The 16,863-nt window shown below is 42.4% G+C and carries 13 protein-coding genes; 1 reads left to right on the top strand and 12 read right to left on the bottom strand.

Annotated elements, in window-relative coordinates:
* Positions 1–15 precede the first annotated feature (15 nt).
* From CJ190_RS02360 to rpmB, 11 genes are all read right to left on the bottom strand, one after another.
* On the bottom strand, positions 16–1,545 hold the full coding sequence (locus tag CJ190_RS02360) for an IS1182 family transposase (protein WP_284614191.1): 1,530 nt from the start codon (positions 1,543–1,545) through the stop codon (positions 16–18).
* Positions 1,546–1,830: 285 nt separating this feature from the next.
* Positions 1,831–3,156, bottom strand: a complete 1,326-nt coding sequence (locus CJ190_RS02355; protein WP_101562096.1) for an ISL3 family transposase — start codon at positions 3,154–3,156, stop codon at positions 1,831–1,833.
* Between the two features lie 332 nt (positions 3,157–3,488).
* The gene (smc, locus tag CJ190_RS02350; protein ID WP_101562124.1) at positions 3,489–7,049 is read right to left on the bottom strand and encodes a chromosome segregation protein SMC; all 3,561 of its coding nucleotides are present in this window, start codon (positions 7,047–7,049) and stop codon (positions 3,489–3,491) included.
* A 14-nt stretch (positions 7,050–7,063) separates the two neighbouring features.
* A complete protein-coding gene (rnc, locus tag CJ190_RS02345; protein ID WP_064293563.1) occupies positions 7,064–7,762 on the bottom strand; it encodes a ribonuclease III in 699 nt (232 codons plus the stop codon).
* Between the two features lie 18 nt (positions 7,763–7,780).
* Positions 7,781–8,026, bottom strand: a complete 246-nt coding sequence (gene acpP, locus CJ190_RS02340; RefSeq protein ID WP_060777885.1) for an acyl carrier protein — start codon at positions 8,024–8,026, stop codon at positions 7,781–7,783.
* A 39-nt stretch (positions 8,027–8,065) separates the two neighbouring features.
* Positions 8,066–9,085 carry a phosphate acyltransferase PlsX gene (plsX, locus tag CJ190_RS02335; RefSeq protein WP_064293562.1) on the bottom strand — a complete coding sequence of 340 codons (1,020 nt, stop codon included), beginning with the start codon at positions 9,083–9,085 and terminating at the stop codon, positions 8,066–8,068.
* A gap of 23 nt (positions 9,086–9,108) precedes the next feature.
* Positions 9,109–11,148 (bottom strand): ATP-dependent DNA helicase RecG, encoded by a 2,040-nt coding sequence (recG, locus tag CJ190_RS02330; protein WP_064293561.1) that lies wholly within the window; start codon positions 11,146–11,148, stop codon positions 9,109–9,111.
* A 27-nt stretch (positions 11,149–11,175) separates the two neighbouring features.
* Positions 11,176–12,189: an MsnO8 family LLM class oxidoreductase gene (locus tag CJ190_RS02325; RefSeq protein WP_083307068.1), complete on the bottom strand. Its 1,014-nt coding sequence runs from the start codon at positions 12,187–12,189 to the stop codon at positions 11,176–11,178.
* A gap of 55 nt (positions 12,190–12,244) precedes the next feature.
* Positions 12,245–13,912 carry a DAK2 domain-containing protein gene (locus CJ190_RS02320; RefSeq protein WP_064293560.1) on the bottom strand — a complete coding sequence of 556 codons (1,668 nt, stop codon included), beginning with the start codon at positions 13,910–13,912 and terminating at the stop codon, positions 12,245–12,247.
* A 21-nt stretch (positions 13,913–13,933) separates the two neighbouring features.
* Entirely contained in the window at positions 13,934–14,296 is a 363-nt protein-coding gene (locus CJ190_RS02315) for an Asp23/Gls24 family envelope stress response protein (RefSeq protein ID WP_013668911.1), read from the bottom strand.
* A 205-nt stretch (positions 14,297–14,501) separates the two neighbouring features.
* Positions 14,502–14,690, bottom strand: a complete 189-nt coding sequence (gene rpmB, locus CJ190_RS02310) for a 50S ribosomal protein L28 (RefSeq protein WP_041706165.1) — start codon at positions 14,688–14,690, stop codon at positions 14,502–14,504.
* A gap of 190 nt (positions 14,691–14,880) precedes the next feature.
* Here rpmB and CJ190_RS02305 point away from each other — a divergent pair, with 190 nt between their 5' ends.
* A complete protein-coding gene (locus CJ190_RS02305; RefSeq protein WP_101562109.1) occupies positions 14,881–15,951 on the top strand; it encodes an IS30 family transposase in 1,071 nt (356 codons plus the stop codon).
* A 240-nt stretch (positions 15,952–16,191) separates the two neighbouring features.
* Here the strand turns inward: CJ190_RS02305 and CJ190_RS02300 are convergent, their stop codons facing one another.
* Entirely contained in the window at positions 16,192–16,863 is a 672-nt protein-coding gene (locus CJ190_RS02300; protein WP_082888728.1) for a thiamine diphosphokinase, read from the bottom strand.

Below are 16,863 nucleotides of genomic sequence, written 5' to 3'. Positions count from 1 at the left end.
GATTTGTAGATTCTCTTATTTTCTTGCTTTTATTTTGCTATATTTTTTCAAATTATTGGCCATGAAGGCCAATCCAACATCAGTTTTAACCTTTGTTTTCCCTCTGAGGTTAAATCGAGTGAACCCTAAAATAGCCTTTATCTGGCCAAAAACTGGTTCAACGTCAATTTTCCGTTTGGAAAAGAGCCTAGATCCTTCTTCAGATAAAAGCTTCTGTGTTTCTATATTCTTTAATTCCTGATAGTTTTTATTATAGTAAAGCGCCTTTTGCGGCGCATTTTCTGGATCCAAAGGCTTATAAACCTGAATTTCAGAAATATAACCACTCATTTTATTTTTTCGTTTTTGGAGATGACTAAAGAAATAAACCGTGCCATCAGGATGTGTGAAAGTATTACTTTGCTTATCGTAACTCCAATTATCCATATTTTTAGCTGATTTTTTATGTTTCTTTTTCTGCTCTTTATCAAACCGATTATATTTAATCAAGTGGTTAATTTTATGGTTATCTAAATAAGTAAGGTTTTCTTCGCTACCATAACCAGCATCAGCTACAATGCATTTCGGGGAATTAGGAAAACTTTCAACAAAGGGTTGTAAAGTCCGCGTATCCGTCGGATTGTGGAAAATATCATAATGAAGGACAAATTGGTTTTCAGTCGCTACTTGGATATTATATCCCGCTTTCAATTGCCCATTCATCATATGGTCATCTTTCATTCGCATGAACGTCGCATCAGGATCTGTTTTTGAATAGCTATTTCTTCCGTTAAATGTTTCAAACTGTTTGGCATACTTTTGTTTGCGAGGTAGAAAATCTTGACTCACTTTACGGTAATGTTTTTTCAAACGACGACGTTCTTGTTTACGTTGATCTGGCCCTTTTACAGGAGTTCCCTCAATATCTTCAGTGAGTTTATCGATTTCTTCCTTAAGCACTTTAGATATCTCTTGAAGCATCGTTTCTTCTAGATCTAAATTTTCATCATATTGGATGCCAGCATCAACCATCGGTTGAATTTCATTAAAGTAATATTCACGTGAGGTCACTTTTAATCGCTCTGCATATTTTTCAGTTGCCTTTTTCCAAACAAAAGAATATTTATTGGCATTCGCTTCAATTTTAGTTCCATCTATAAAGCAATTTTCTAAATGAATTAATTTCTCTAACTTTAACTGAGTGGTAAACTCAACGAATAGATTTTCTAATAAAGATCTGCAATTTTCTGAAGAACGGAAGCGATTAATCGTTCGATAGCTAATAACTTGTTGAGCGACTAGCCACTGCATGGGTAAATTTTCAACCATCAGTTCCTCTATTTTTCTTCCGCTAAATACGCCTTTACTATAAGCATATAGAAGTGCCATGATTAAAGGTTTTGGATGATAGGCAGGACGACCGTCCTGCGTACTGAAGCTTTCAAAGTATTTTTCATCCAGAGATTCAATAAAATTATAGATTGAAAATACAATATGATCTGGATCGATACATGCAGATAATTCTAGTGGAAGTGTTGTTTGATTCATGTTATATTGTATGTACATAAGAAGCACCCCTTAATCTTTAGTGTGGTTACTAATATTATAACAGGGTGCTTTTTTAATACCTAATTTTAAGTAAAAGGGTTAAGAAAGGTTCTTTGTCAAATAGTGTTGATGAGAATATTTATAATTAATGTCATATCAGAAATGGTATGACATTTTTTTATATTTGCCGATCAAAGAAAAATGGGTATGATTAAAAGACCTCTTATTTCTTATTTTTTCGCCATAGGCGAAAATAAAGAGTAAGAAAGCAATATCATAAATAATGAATAAGTATCACAAAGACTATGCTGCTTCTGAAAAAGTGAGAGGCCGAGGTTGAAAATCATTACATACCAATCGAGAGGCCATTATTATACGTATTCTTAAATGATCAAAACGACGATACCCATATCCTGTGCGCTTAATCAGTTTCGTTTTATTGTTCATTCCTTCTATTGGACCGTTAGATAAAGTATACGTTAAAGCTGTACAAATACCTTCTTGATATCTTTCTAACGTTTGAAAAATGGTTCGTACTCTACGTGGAAATGTGTATTTCTTGACTTCAATAAGCAAGTCTCTAAAGGACTGAATATCATGGGTATAAATACTATATTTTAGGCGATTAACGTAAGTATAGGTGCGCGATAATTCGGGAGATAAATTGGTGAGGTAATCAACAATCATCTGTTCTGAAACGAGACCGTCAAAAAGTCGATGAGTATATAAGTTTTTAAAGTCAAGTTCCCATTCATTTTTTAAAGGCAACTTCCATAGCTGCTTTAATTTGCGATAATCACGTGGTGATTGATAGCGAATCTGATTCATTAGCTGAATACGTACGGAATTGATGGCCAAATTGAGATGTTGAATGACATGAAAACGGTCAAATAGAATTTTTGCATTGGGAAAACAAGCGCGGATGACTTCGATATACGGGCTATACATATCAATTGTAACGATTTTGACGGCTTGACGACTTTGGTAAGAAAAACGCATAAAGTAGTGGATTAATTCGCTCTTTTGTCGATTTTCAACAATATCAATTAACCGATGGTTCACTGGATCAATAAAAATAAAGCTCATCGCACCACTGACATTTTTCACTGATTTAAATTCATCAAAAGAAAGGTACTGGGGCAAATAATTAAATTTAGGAAGTAATGCTTTTCCTCTTTCTTCTAGAAGTCGAATCACCGTCGATACGGAAACATTGTGTTGTTTACCAATAAGAGTCATCGCTATCGTCTCACTGAGAGCAAAAGTGATTGCATTTTTTAGCGTGTTAGAAATATAACAATTAGCAGTGACTATGGGAGTTTTAGCATTAAAAGTCCTTTGGCAGTGTTTACAAAAGAAACGTTGCTTTTTAAGACGCAAAGTAACGGGTTGCCCATCATTAATGGTTGTTAGTAAGATATCGCTTGAATAAGAACCATTTTTAACGATATCAGCTTGTGATTCGTTGATATGGCCGCAATGGGAACAGTGAGAAGGTTGGTTAGTTAAGTTCCCAAAAATAACCTTATGAACGATATTGCCTTTCTTTTCCTCCACTACTTTATCTTCAATTTCAATATTTTCATCTTTTATATTAAAGAGATTTTGTATACAATGGGATTGAGTCATGGAATCCGCCTTTCTGTGTGTTTGTTTGTATTTTCAGTATAGGCTTTCCATGACTTTTTGTGTATAAAAAAATGGTGCCAATGAAGAGCCGTTGGCTCCCATCAACACCAAATATTATAGAACCTTAAGAAATTAGTGAAAACTAACTTCTTAACCCTTTTTGTTTTGAGGCTTTTGTCCCAGACTCGTTCAACTTTTCTGAAAGGACATCCCCTCACCCTTCCGAGCTCAACTAGAGTGTGATTGGAACAGATTTTGACTAGAGAAATTGTATTAAAAAAGGACTGGGGAGAAATTTCCCAGTCCCAATTACGCTTTACAGACATTATCTCCTAGTCCAACTGGTCATCAACGTCCTCTAAACGAACCGAAGCCAGTTGAGAAATTCCCTCCTGCTGCATGGTCACCCCATAAAGAATATTAGCGGCTTCCATGGTTCCCTTACGGTGGGAAATGACAATAAATTGCGTTTTTTGAGCAAATTTTTGCAAATAGCGCCCATAGCGGGCCACATTGGCATCATCTAAAGCCGCTTCAACTTCATCCAAAATGGAGAAAGGCACCGTTTTGACATCCAAAATGGCAAAGAGCAGGGCAATAGCGGTAAGGGCCCGCTCACCACCCGATAACAAGCTCAAGAGCTGGAGTTTCTTCCCTGGCGGTTGGGCCATGATTTCTACCCCAGTATTTAGTAAGTCATTGGGATCGGTGAGCTTGAGGGTCGCCTTTCCTCCACCAAAGAGAGCCGGGAAAATATTTTCAAAGGCGTCGCGGATAGCTTCAAAGGTCGTCTTAAAGCGGGTAGAGACTTCACTATCCATTTCAGCAATGGTTTGATAGAGATTTTCACGAGCATCGATAGCATCTTGGCGCTGTTTATCGATGAAGCAAAAACGCTCATACACCTCATCATATTCCTCAATGGCCTGCATATTCACTGGTCCCAGGTGGTCAATCGCCTGCTTTAATTGCTTGACCCGGTTGGAGGCTTGGTCAATCGACATGGTTAACTGACTTTCTGCCCGCGCCCGTTCATAGGTCAAACCGTATGATTCACTCAACTGTTCCAGGTGATTATCGATTGAGACCTCATAGCGACTGGCACTGGCCTCTAACTTAGCAATCCTTTGTAAGTTGCTTTGAATTTCTGAGTTCAGTTGACTAATCATTTGATTGGCAGCCTCAACCTTTTGACTAGCTACCTGGCGTTCTTCTTTGGCTGTTTTTAACTGAGACTGGATATCTTTACTTTGCTTTTGGAAGCTTTGTAATTGAGTCTCTAAATGCTTTTTCTTCTCCTCCTGGTCGCTATCATTGGTCAGAGCTTGGCTTAATAAGTTAGCAAGGTCTTGATAGGATTTTTCCTGGTCAGCGAGCTCTGCGGATAAGCTAGTTTTTCGGTCCTTAGCCTGCTTAACTTGCTCCTTGGTGACCGCAAAGTCAGTCGCAATCTCTTGAAACTCGTCTTGCAATTGGGCTTTTTGTTGGCCTTTTTCTTCATCAGAAAGTAAACGGGCATCGATCTTAGCCTTGGCTGCTTGAATTTTTTCTTGTAGGTGGGTCAGTTTTTCCTGGCTGGCTGCCAAGTCTTCCTGACTCTGCTTAACATCCTCTTGGCTGAGATTTTTCTCATAGTCTTGGCCTTGAACTTCCTTAGCCAATTTTTCCAGCTCCTGAGTCAAGCGCTCCCTTTCGGCCTGGCTAGAGCACAGGTCATAGCGGGCTTCACTGCCCTTTTCTTTCAAGTTTTCTAAAACCTGGGTCAGCTGATCTTGGCCTTCTTGCTGGGTTGCTATCCGGCTAGCCGCTTCTTGGTAAGCGGCTTCCATGGATTCAATAGCTTGGCTTAAGCTTTGGATGTCATTTTTACGACTAAGAAGGGAGGTCTGGGTCCGCTTATTAGCGCCCCCGGTTAAGGATCCTCCCGCATTAACGAGGTCTCCGGTCAGAGTGACGATCCGGTAACGAGCATTAAGAGCCTGGGATAGGCGACGAGCCCCAGTTAAGTCCTCAGCTAGAATGATATTTCCCATCACATTTTCCATGACGGACTGAAATTGGTCGTCAAAGTCTACCAGGTCAACCAACAAACCAATGTAAGCGGGCTCTGATTGGACTCGGCTGACTTGCTGGTCACTGATCCGCCGACTTTTCATGGTATCCAGGGGTAAGAAAGTGGCCCGTCCAGCTTTCTTGGCCTTCAAGTAGGCAATCACTTCTTGGGCCACTTGACCATCATGGGTGACGATATTTTGCATGCTGCCCCCTAAGGCCGTTTCTACCGCCAGGGTATAGTCCTCAGGGACATCGATCAATTCCGCAATGGCTCCAAAAATCCCTCTTTTTTGACTCTTTAACTTCAGGGCGTTTTTGACCCCGTAGTAAAAGCCTTCGTGATTATCCTCTAAATTCTTTAAGGAATCTAATTGAGCTTGCTTTCTCAAAAGCTTTTGATAAAGGGTCTGGTTAGACTTGGTCGCCGCTTGGACTTGTGTTTGGGACTGCTTCAGTGACTGGGCTTGGTCTTGATAGTCTTGAAGTAAGTCTTTTAAAGTTTGCTCTTTTTGACTAATTTCTTGGGCCAATTTTTCCCGCTGGCCTTCCAGCTTAGCCTGCTCTTTTTGACTAGCTCGGATTCTCTCAGCATATTTTTCTTGGTTCTTTTGCCCTTGTTGGATATCCTTCTCAGTTTGCTGGATCTGATTAGATAAATGGCTCTCTTCCTGTAAATAAGCGATGTATTGGTTACGCAAGTCTTCCAAATCTTCTTCGCTGTAGTCACTCAAAGCGGCTAACTGCTCCTTGAGGGATTGATAGGAATCGGCTTGGCTTTGATAAGTTTCTTGGTACTCATCGAGCTGGGCCTGGTTATTTTTTAGGTCCGCTTGTAGTTTTTCAATTTTTGCTTGTAAATTTGCCTGTTCTTTTTCTTGGTTTTGGCGGTTAGACTGGATAAAACGCTGCTCCTGCTCCATCATTTGCAGTTGGCTACGTAATTTCTCCCCAGCCTGGAGCTTAACCACGTAGCTGTCATTGAGTTCATTGACGCGGTCATCAAACTGTTCTTCCGTGGCCTTGGCTTGGGCCAGAGCTGTTTCTTCCTGGTTAAGTTGATCCTTCTTTGCATCATTAGTTGCTTGAATGTTTTCCAAATCTTTCTTAGCCAGTTGCCATTGTTCATTGAGGGTTTCAATTTGAACAGCAGTCAGGGCAATTTCAATTTGACTGAGCTCTTGCTTCTTATCCCGGTAAGAAACAGCCGCCTCTTTTTGCTCCTTGAGTGGCTCCAAGCGGCCTTCAATTTCTGACAAGATATCTTCAATTCGATTTAAATTTTCTTGAGACCGGTCCAGCTTGCGTTCAGCTTCTTGTTTCTTACTCTTATACTTCATGACCCCAGCAGCTTCTTCAAAGATAGCGCGCCGCTCTTCAGCCCGCTGGGTAAAGATCTCTTCTACCTTACCTTGGGAAATAATGGAAAAGGATTCCTTTCCCACTCCCGTATCCATCATTAACTGGGTAATATCCTTTAAGCGGCAATTTTGGCCATTAATTTTATAGATACTGTCGCCCGAACGGGTATAGCGTCTCAATACCGAGACCTCATCACTATCCATATCAAGAACCCGGTCACTATTGTCAAAGGTTAAAGCAACCTGGGCGTACTGGGATTGCCGCCGACTTTGTGAACCTGAGAAAATCACGTCATCCATTCTTTTTCCCCGCAGTGATTTCGCGGATTGTTCACCGAGCACCCATTTCACTGCTTCAGTGATATTCGATTTACCACTACCGTTTGGTCCAACTATGGCTGTAAAACCCCGGTCGAGTTCGACCCGGGTTTTCTCTGCAAAGCTCTTAAAACCGACCATTTCAATTGTTTTTAAATACACACACTTGCCGTCCTTTATTTATCTTTTTGTATATCCTCGAGGGCCTGTTTGGCTGCCGCCTGTTCAGCATGCTTCTTAGAAGTCCCCTGGCCTTGACCGATGATTTCACCATCCAAACAGACCGCCACTTCAAAGCGTTTATTATGGGAGGGGCCAGATTCCTTCAATAAACGATAGGATAGGTTAATCTGACCATCTTTTTGTAGTTCTTCTTGGAGGGCGGTTTTATTGTCTCGGTGGTCCTTAAATTCACCGCTCTCGATCTTAGGATAAATGGTTTGCTCTAAAAACTTCTCAATAGCATCTAACCCAAGATCAAGATATAAGGCTCCCACAACGGCTTCAAATAAATCACAAAGTAAGGAAGAACGTTCTCGACCACCATTGGCTTCTTCACCGTGCCCTAGACGGACGTATTGGTCAAAGCCACATTCCTTACAGCGTTTACTCAAACTTTCCTCACAGACAATCAAGGCCCGAATCCGAGATAGATCGCCTTCTGGTAATTGGGGAAAGTAATGGTAGAGAAAATTAGAGACTGTTAACTCCAAAACCGCATCCCCTAAAAATTCAATCCGTTCATTGTCCTCTAAATTTTCTTTGCGTTTTTCATTCACATAGGACGAATGCGTAAAGGCAATTTGATAATGACGTTTTTCATGAATGTCCAAATCAAATTGCTCTTTAAAAAGCTGCTTAATCGCTTGAAACATGGTTTTCCTCCTTAATAATTAACTCTTTTTCGCCAAACTAATGGCATCAACTAATTCTTCTAAGGTTTCAATATGGTCTGCAGTTGAATCGGGAATGGAAACCTTGAAATAATCTTCTAAGGTCATGACCAGCTCCACTATATCTAAGGAATCCGCCCCCAGGTCCTTAGATAAGTGGGTAGTTTTATCGATCTTCTCATCTTCCAAACCAAATCGTTCGCTGATCATTTCCCGAATGATATCAAAAATTTTTCTCTCTTCCATAGCTGGTCTTCCTTCCCAAAACATTTTCTTTTCAAAGACCTAGTCTTCTGCTTGACTTTCCTGATTAGCGATTTGTTGTGCCAGACTGTCATAGGTCCCTGACTTGACAATTTGCCGGGCCTGGCCGATGGTTGCAGCAACAGTCTTGGCACTGGCATTCCCGTGACACTTAATCACTGGGGCTTTAACTCCAAACAGGGTTGCTCCACCAACACTTTCAATATCAAATTGCCCTAGAGTTTCCTTTAATGAATTTTTTATCAGTAAGGCCCCTAGTTTTGTTTGGAGGTTCCCTGATTTGAGGCTGTGACTGACTAATGTAAGAATCTCTTTAGCCGTCCCCTCAATGGCCTTTAAAACGGCATTACCGGTAAAACCATCACTAACCACCACATCACAGACCCCAGCTAAGATGTCGCGGGATTCTACATTACCGATGAAGTGGATCTGTTCTTCTTGGCTCAGTAATTCAAAGGCTTCTTTAGTGACTTTGTTGCCCTTGCTATCCTCAGAACCATTATTCAAGAGTCCCACCCGTGGCTGGCTCTTACCTAAGACATCCTTGGCATATTGGTTACCCATCAGGGCATTCTCCCAAAGTTGCTTGGCTTTGGCATCGGCATTAGCGCCCATATCTACCAAGACAAAGGATTCCCCTGATTCTCTTAAATTAGGTAGGGTTCCCAATAAGGCCGGGCGATCAATCCCTTTAATGCGCCCGACTAACAAGGTTCCTGCTGCTAAGAGAGCCCCAGTGTTACCGGCTGAGACCAAGGCATCTGCCTGTCCTTTTCTTACCGCCTTAGCGGCAACCACCATAGAGGAATCCTTCTTGCGGCGGATGGCCCGGACAGGTTCATCATCACCAGCAATTTTTTCGGAACAATGGACAATCTCAATAGGATAATCGCCCTCAGGAAGCAGGGCTTGGATTTTGTCTTGGTCCCCATAGAGCAGGATCTGAATATCGGAATAGGCCTGGACTGCTGCCAGGGCCCCTTCCACGATAGCTTGAGGGGCGTGGTCACCACCCATAGCATCTACTGCAATTTTAATCATGAGCTTCACTCCTTTAGCCTAGATCAGGCTTGACGTTCTTCTTCCACTTGATTCAACCAGGACCCTAGTAAGGGATAGTCCTGGACATTTTCCATGAGATAAGGGGCAAATTGAATGGCGTCCTGACGGCTATATTCTAGAATCTCGCCATCTTCGACCGGATCGGCTAAGTGGAATTCAGGTAAGCCACTCTGCTTGGTGCCAAAATAGTCGCCTGCTCCCCGTAATTCTAAGTCTTGCTGGCTCAAATAAAAGCCATCATTAGACTCAGTCATGATTCGCATCCGTTCTTTACCGTTTTCCGTATGGGGGTCAGCCAACAAGAGACAGAAAGAGGCTGCCTGGCCCCGGCCAACCCGACCCCGTAATTGATGAAGTTGAGCTAGACCGAAGTGGTCGGCATCCAAAATAACCATTAAGCTGGCATTGGGGACATTGACTCCCACCTCAACCACAGTGGTGGCCACCAGAAGCTGGATGGTATTGTCACTATAGGCCTGCATGACGGCTTCTTTTTCTTCATTAGATAACTGCCCATGAAGGAGGCCGACCTGGTAGTGGTCCCCAAAACGGGCCTGGTAATCAACATAAATTTTTTCGGCGTTTTGGGCCTCGACTTTTTCTGACTCTCCTACCAGGGGACAAATAATATAAGCTTGCCGCCCCTTAGCTAGTTCCTGCTTTAAGAGATAGTCGACCTGGCTAGCCTCCTGGGGCCTTATCCAGAGGGTTTTAACCGGCTGACGACCAGCGGGGAGTTCCTTTAACTTGGAAACTTCCATATCGCCCATCAAGGTAATTTCTAGGGTCCGAGGAATGGGGGTAGCGGTCATATAGAGAACATTAGGATGGCGGTCTGCATTCTTATCGATTAGTTGCCGACGCTGCTTAACCCCAAAGCGATGCTGCTCATCGATAATGACCAGCCCCAGGTCCTTAAAGTGAACATCTTCCTGGAAGAGGGCATGGGTGCCGATCATTAGGTCAAGGTCCCCCTGAGCCAACTGGGCAAGGATTTGCTTGCGCTCTTTGCCCTTGGTAGACCCGGTTAACAAGGCACAGCGCAGCCCAGTCGCTTGGTAGATACTTTGGGCCTCTTTAAAATGCTGTTCAGCTAAAATTTCGGTAGGCACCATTAAGGCTCCTTGAAAGCCAGCCGATACAGCAGCTGCTAGGGCGATCAAAGCCACAATGGTCTTTCCGCTCCCCACGTCCCCTTGCAAGAGCCGGTTCATCGGATAGGGTTGTAGGAGGTCCCGGCAAATTTGATTAGTGACTTCTTTTTGTCCTTGGGTCAATTCAAAGGGAATTGAGCGGATAAATTCTTTTAATTGGTCATTGTCATAGTGGATTTGTACCCCCGCTTCTTGGTAGCGCTGGTTGAGCTTGCGCCATTGGATACGGAGACTATAGAGGAAGAGTTCTTGGTACTTAATCTGGCGCCGGGCTTGCTGGCTATCAGACTCAGTATTGGGAAAATGCATCAAGCGGATAGCCTGGCGATGAGAAATTAACTGATAGCGCTTTGACAATTCTTCGGGGATAAGCTCAGGAATCTGATCTTCATACTGGTCAAGAGCCGTCTTAATTAACTGCCTTAAAGCGGACTGTGAGAGCCCCTTAGTCGTATGGTAGACAGAGGCGGTCTCATTATCCTCACTAGAAAAATTGATAAGTTTAATCCCCAGTAATTGCTGGCGCTTGGCTTCATAAGTTCCATAAATCAAGATTTCCTCTTGGCTATGAATTTGCTTTTTGAGATAGGCTTGGTTGAAGAAATTAACATTGATAATTTCATGATCCACTTGCAAACGAAAATGCAGGCGGTTGCCCTTGCGTCCCCGAAAATAATTTACCACCGGTTCAGTAACCACCCGGCCCTTTAGGGTTGCTTTTTGATTATCGACCAATTCCTGAATACTTTTAACCGATAAATCTTCATAGCGAAAAGGAAATTGACAAAGTAAGTCATAAACGCTTTCAATTTTCAAACGCTTCAACAGGGCTGCTTTTTTAGGGCCTACTCCAGTTAAGACGCTGACTGGATCAGTAATACTCGTCATTAGCTTACTCCTTCCCGCTATAGGCTACTAAAGATCGGTGTCCGCTAAGATATTAATTAAGTCACGGCGATAATTATAACCAGATAATTGGTTAACCACCAGGAATTCATCACAGTCTAATTCTTTCATCAAATGGCTAAATTTAGCCTGAATCTCTTTAGGGCTAGCGATTAATTTAGCCTCTTGGTAGTGGTCAATGGTTTCCTTCTCCTCATCAGAAAAAGGATAGAATTCCGCTTCCTCCACACTCAAAAGTTGGTACAAGGCCCGCTTGTTACTCCTAAAGGTCAGTATCCAAGCATCAACCGCCTTCTCTAAGCCTTCTAAGACATTCTCATCATAGGCCGAAATGACATAGAGCGACACCATGACATGGGGGGTATTACTAATCCCATTAGGTTTAAAATACTTGCGATAAATGCGGATAGCTTCTTTACATTCTTCATAAGAAGGATTAAGGAAGAGCCCAAAAAGCATGCCCCAGCCTTGTTCAGCAATATAACGAACATGGCGGGTGGAGGTTACCATGACATAATAAGGAATCTCATGGTCAAATAAGACTGGCATGGCCCGGGCTTTACCCTCTTGGTGGACTGACCGTTGATCATGCATATAGTCATAAAGGGCGACTAATTCATCCTTATAGGGTTTGGGATTCTTAAAGTCAAAGCCCCCCATTTCCTTTTGGTCAGCCTGTTCCTTAGGATTAGAATAACCTACCCCCGCTTCAATTCGGTGGGGGGCTAAGCATTCCAAAACTTTAAAGTTTTCAGCCAGTTGGTAGGCGCTTAAATTATCCAGCATCACCCCACCTGTGCCCAGGCGGATATGCTCGGTAATCGCCGCTGCATAGCCTAATGTGACTTGGGGGCTTGACCCTAAGAGTGCCGGAGTGCTGTGGTGTTCAGCAAACCAGTAACGAGCCAGGCCCTTTTCATCTGCCAATTGTAATAAATTCATGGCACTTTTAAAGGATTCGATCGCAGTCATTTCACGATCGCGAGGGATAAAATCCAAAATACCTATTTTCATATGACTCATTTTCTTTCACCCTTCTAAATATAGAAAACAGACTGCAAGACAGCCTGTTTCTTAACTATTCAACAGAAATTAAATAACTATAGACAGGCTGGTCCCCTTTATAGACTTCAACTTCTAATTGATCATTATCTTCAGTGATAAGGTCTGCTAACTGGCTGGCCTCTTCTTCACTGATATCTTCACCATAGATTAAAGTCACTAATTCACTTTCTTCATCGGTTAAGGCCTGGACCGTTTTACGGGCAGCCTGAGTCTTATCAGTATCACAAACTTGAATATCGCCTTCAACCAGGCCCATATAGTCACCCTTGTGGATGGTCAACCCAGAGATCGAGGTGTCCCGAATCGCATGGGTCACTTGCCCACTCTTGACTTCATGGAAGGCTTCCTTCATGGAGCTTTCGTTATTTGCTAAGTCATCATTGAGGTTAAAGCCGAGTAAGGCCGCTAGCCCTTGGGTAATCGACTCGGTTTCCAGGACCACGGTAGGCACTTCGCTGACATCAGCCGCTTGTTTAGCCGCCATGAAGATATTCTTATTGTTAGGCAAGAGGATGATATTTTCAGCATTAACTGCTTCAATAGCCTTAACAAAGTCTTCTGTTGACGGATTCATGGTCTGACCACCGGAAATGATGTAGCTAGCCCCCGCCTCTTTAAAGAGTTCACTCACGCCTTCACCGGCACAAACAGCAATAATACTGTAGGCTTGCTTTTCCTTAGGGGCTGCCTTGGCCTTATTGGTCAAGATATCCTCATGTTGCTGGCGCATATTGTCCACTTTCACCTTGATTAAGGTCCCAAATTTTTGCCCATAATTGAGGACATCACCAGGACGTTCGGTGTGGACATGAACTTTGACCACTTCATCATCATTAACCACTAATAAGGAATCCCCGCGTTCACTCAGGTAATTTCGGAAAGTCTCGTAGTCAAAGTCTTCACAGTCTTCTGATCCTTGCCCTAAGGCCACCATAATTTCGGTACAGAAACCGAATTTGATATCTTCCGAAGACACGGAATGGGAAGTATTATAGTAATTTTCTTCATGAGCTAATTCAGTGAGGTCAGTGTTTTCAACATTAGTATGGAAACTAGCAACCGCTTCACCTGTCAAGGCCTCTAAAAAGCCAGCATAGATCAAGCACAGTCCTTGACCGCCAGAGTCAACCACGCCAACCTCTTTTAATACAGGAAGCAGGTTAGGGGTATTCTCTAAAGCTAAGTTAGCGCCTTCAGAAACAGCGCGCATGACCTCAATGACATCATCACTCTTTTCAGCTTGGACGAGACCGGCTTCCGCTCCCTCACGGACTACGGTCAAGATCGTCCCTTCCACTGGCTTCATGACTGCCTTATAGGCCGACTTAACCGCCTGGTCAAAGCTATTGGCTAGGGCCTTAGCATCTAACTTTTCCAGACCCTTACAGCCCTTAGCAAAGCCTCTAAAGATTTGGGATAGGATTACGCCGGAATTTCCCCGTGCTCCCATTAACAAACCCTTAGCTAGGGCATCGGCAACTTCTTCAACACTTTGCCCATTGTTCTTCTCGACTCCTCCTAATCCCGCTGAAAAGGATAGATTCATATTTGTCCCTGTATCCCCATCAGGTACCGGAAAGACATTTAAAGAATCGACATAATCTGCTCCTTGCTTTAACTTGTCGCAACCTACGGCAACCATGTTTCTTAAATCTGATGCATCAATGACTAACTGACTCATGCAGCGTCTTCCTCCCTTCGCTTATTGGTCCTCTGTATATATGCCTTGGACAAAGACGTTCACTACATTAGCAGTGATGCCTAGTTGCCGTCCTAAATCATATTTTACAGAGCGTTGCACGTTACGACAAATTTCTGAGATCTTGGTACCGTAGTTTACCATAATATAAACATCAACGATCACCAGATCAGCCTCGCTACGAACAACGACTCCCTTGGTATAATTTTCAATTTTTAAGATTTCAGAAATGCCATCACGGATTTGGTTCTTGCTGGCCATGCCGACCACACCATAATTTTGTGTGGTAGCCATTCCCACAACCTTAGCAATCACGTCATTAGTAATTTCAATTTCGCCATATTCAGAATCCATTTTTACAGGCATTGTTTTTCCTCCTTGTTAATAAGAGTCATTTTTTCGATGAATACGCTTGAAGATTCTTATATCATAATCCTTTTCCCATTGTACCAATTTTTGGCGGATATTGCACTCTCTGGCCTAAATTAAAAGCTAATAATAAAAAAACACATTAGCGGTAGAATGATTAACACTCTATGGCTAATGTGATTTTCTATCGTTAGTTTGTTGACTAAACACGTTGAACTTTTCCTGATTTAAGGGCACGAGCTGAAACCCAAACACGTTTAGGTTTTCCATCAACTAACACACGAACTTTTTGCAAGTTTGGTTTAAAGGTACGTTTTGAGCTGTTTAAAGCGTGTGAACGGTTGTTTCCAGATTTTGCTTTACGACCTGTGAAATAACATTGTTTTGCCATGTTGAATAACTCCCTTCTTACAGTTTTTTGAACATACTAGAATATTTTATCATAGGGGTTACCGTGTTGCAAGTTCTTTTAGAAAATGGTAAATTGTAAAATGAAGTGCATAGAGAAAAGGACGACAAAAAACCAGTGATGCTCTATACTTAAAAGCGTCTAAACCCAAGTAAAGGAGCACTCACTGGCTATGAAACATTCTAACACGAAACCTAGATCATATACACACCTTTCTGCAGAAAAACGCGGAATTATCCAAGCAATGCACCAAGAAGGACATAAACAGAAAGAGATTGCTGACGCCGTTGGCGTCAATCAATGCACCATATCTCGTGAACTAAAACGTGGAAAAACACGTCAAATGAACTATGATCATACCTACGTTGATGTCTATCTTGCAGAAACTGGCTCGCGTGTTTATAAAGATAATCGGTCAAATTCTAAAGCCAGAGGCGCTTTGTATGGAAAATCTAACTTCATTAAAGCCTTTGAGGAAGCCTTACTGACACCTAAAGAAGACCGTATTTTCAGTGTTGATACGTTTATTCATGATTACCGCAGAAAACACCCTTTAGAAAGAGTTCCTTGCACCAAAACCATGTATAAATATATCAATCTTGGTTTATTAAATGTGAGGAATATTGATCTTCCTATGAAAACAAGGATTCGTCCAAGAAAACAACCTAGTGAACCGCGTGGGACGAATAAAAAGGTATTTGGAAAAAGCATTGATCAGCGATGCCCAGACGTCCTTTCAAGAGAAGAATTTGGTCACTGGGAGCTTGACCTCGTGATAGGAAAGAAGACTAAAGGAGAGCCATGTCTTATTACTCTAGTTGAACGGAAAACGCGAAAATTCCTCACCAAGAAGACTTGGAAGTGGGATGCAGATTCCATTGTAAAATCGGTTAAAAAGGTGATTCTTAAAGAGGGTCAAGCGTGTTTTAAAACCTTAACGACCGATAACGGCAGTGAATTTTCTAAACTATCTCAGCTTGAGTATGCTCTGAAGGATTTGGAAGTCTTTTTCGCCCATGCCTATTCAGCTTGGGAAAAAGGCAGTAATGAGAGACATAATCGCATGTTAAGAGAATTCTTGCCCAAAGGGACAAGCTTTAAAAAGCTGACATACCAGGAACTCGCACACTATACGAATACAATAAATAATCGCTTTAGAAAGGTCTTAGATTATCAAACCCCTAACGACTGTTATAACCTAGAAGTTGCGAAACTTCAGGAAACGCTTAAAGAAGCAGGCTAAAGTGCTTAACAAAGCATAGAGATTCAGTGTGGGCCAGTCAAGGTCCGCTTCGCTCTCCACCTTGACAGCCCCACCCTGAATCTCTAAATGATAATCAAGCACTTTAAGCTAGAGAAAAACGGGCCAAGAATTATTGACTTTATCAGCTTTTTAGTTATTTGGCATGACACTGGGATTTTTTAAAATAAATATGCACTTGATATTGCAATTTACCTCTTTTAGAAAATACTTAGCAAATAACTAGTGAGCATCCCTGGTTTGTAAGACCATCAAGAGCCCAGAAGTAAAGCTTAAGGACATGGGCCGTCCATCAGGAAGAAATTCATTAGAAATAAAGGACCGCGGCTTATCAGAGGCAAAGTCCTCTAAGCAGTATTTAACGTCTTTTAAGGTCAACCCGCTCACGGGGCCCATAGAAATCAAGGAAAGATAAGTCATGCCTTCATAGGGACAAACGGTATGGTCACCAGGCTCCAAAAAGCGAACTGTATTGGTATCGGAAATAAATTCTAAGCGAGAGATGACCGGTTGAAAACGGTCTTGGTAAACCATCCATAGGTTATTAAGGGTATGGTCGAGTCGGCCACCCAGCATGCCATAAAAAATAATATGTTCAGACTGGGGCCATTTTTTCATCATTTCCATGAGAGCGGCTTCAGTATCAGTATCATTCTTCTCACTGGGTAAAATAATACATTCTTGGGCCGCTTCTTGGATGGCTTGTCTTTCCTCCGCGGTCACCGAATCAAAGTCCCCCACAGCTAGATTGAGGGGTAAGCCGACGCGGAGCAATTCTCTTGCCCCCCGATCAATTCCCACCCAGGCTACTTGGGGGTCATTTTTGTAACTAGCAATAATGGGATTATCCAAATGGGCAATGGCGCTTCCCACAGCAATAATACGTTGAATCAT

The sequence above is a fragment of the Aerococcus loyolae genome (assembly GCF_002871915.2).
GTDB classification, from domain to species: domain Bacteria; phylum Bacillota; class Bacilli; order Lactobacillales; family Aerococcaceae; genus Aerococcus; species Aerococcus loyolae.
The sequence above is the reverse complement of the archived record's forward strand: the minus strand, read 5'-3'. Positions and strand labels throughout refer to the sequence as shown.

What these genes read in the sequence shown, in the direction of transcription:
- plsX (WP_064293562.1), bottom strand. Translation starts at nt 9,085, where the DNA reads ATGATTAAAATTGCAGTAGATGCTATGGGTGGTGACCACGCCCCTCAA.
- rpmB (WP_041706165.1), bottom strand. Translation starts at nt 14,690, where the DNA reads ATGGCAAAACAATGTTATTTCACAGGTCGTAAAGCAAAATCTGGAAAC.
- CJ190_RS02325 (WP_083307068.1), bottom strand. Translation starts at nt 12,189, where the DNA reads ATGAGTCATATGAAAATAGGTATTTTGGATTTTATCCCTCGCGATCGT.
- recG (WP_064293561.1), bottom strand. Translation starts at nt 11,148, where the DNA reads ATGACGAGTATTACTGATCCAGTCAGCGTCTTAACTGGAGTAGGCCCT.
- CJ190_RS02300 (WP_082888728.1), bottom strand. Translation starts at nt 16,863, where the DNA reads ATGATTCAACGTATTATTGCTGTGGGAAGCGCCATTGCCCATTTGGAT.
- rnc (WP_064293563.1), bottom strand. Translation starts at nt 7,762, where the DNA reads ATGTTTCAAGCGATTAAGCAGCTTTTTAAAGAGCAATTTGATTTGGAC.
- CJ190_RS02315 (WP_013668911.1), bottom strand. Translation starts at nt 14,296, where the DNA reads ATGCCTGTAAAAATGGATTCTGAATATGGCGAAATTGAAATTACTAAT.
- CJ190_RS02305 (WP_101562109.1), top strand. Translation starts at nt 14,881, where the DNA reads ATGAAACATTCTAACACGAAACCTAGATCATATACACACCTTTCTGCA.
- acpP (WP_060777885.1), bottom strand. Translation starts at nt 8,026, where the DNA reads ATGGAAGAGAGAAAAATTTTTGATATCATTCGGGAAATGATCAGCGAA.
- CJ190_RS02320 (WP_064293560.1), bottom strand. Translation starts at nt 13,912, where the DNA reads ATGAGTCAGTTAGTCATTGATGCATCAGATTTAAGAAACATGGTTGCC.
- CJ190_RS02360 (WP_284614191.1), bottom strand. Translation starts at nt 1,545, where the DNA reads ATGTACATACAATATAACATGAATCAAACAACACTTCCACTAGAATTA.
- CJ190_RS02355 (WP_101562096.1), bottom strand. Translation starts at nt 3,156, where the DNA reads ATGACTCAATCCCATTGTATACAAAATCTCTTTAATATAAAAGATGAA.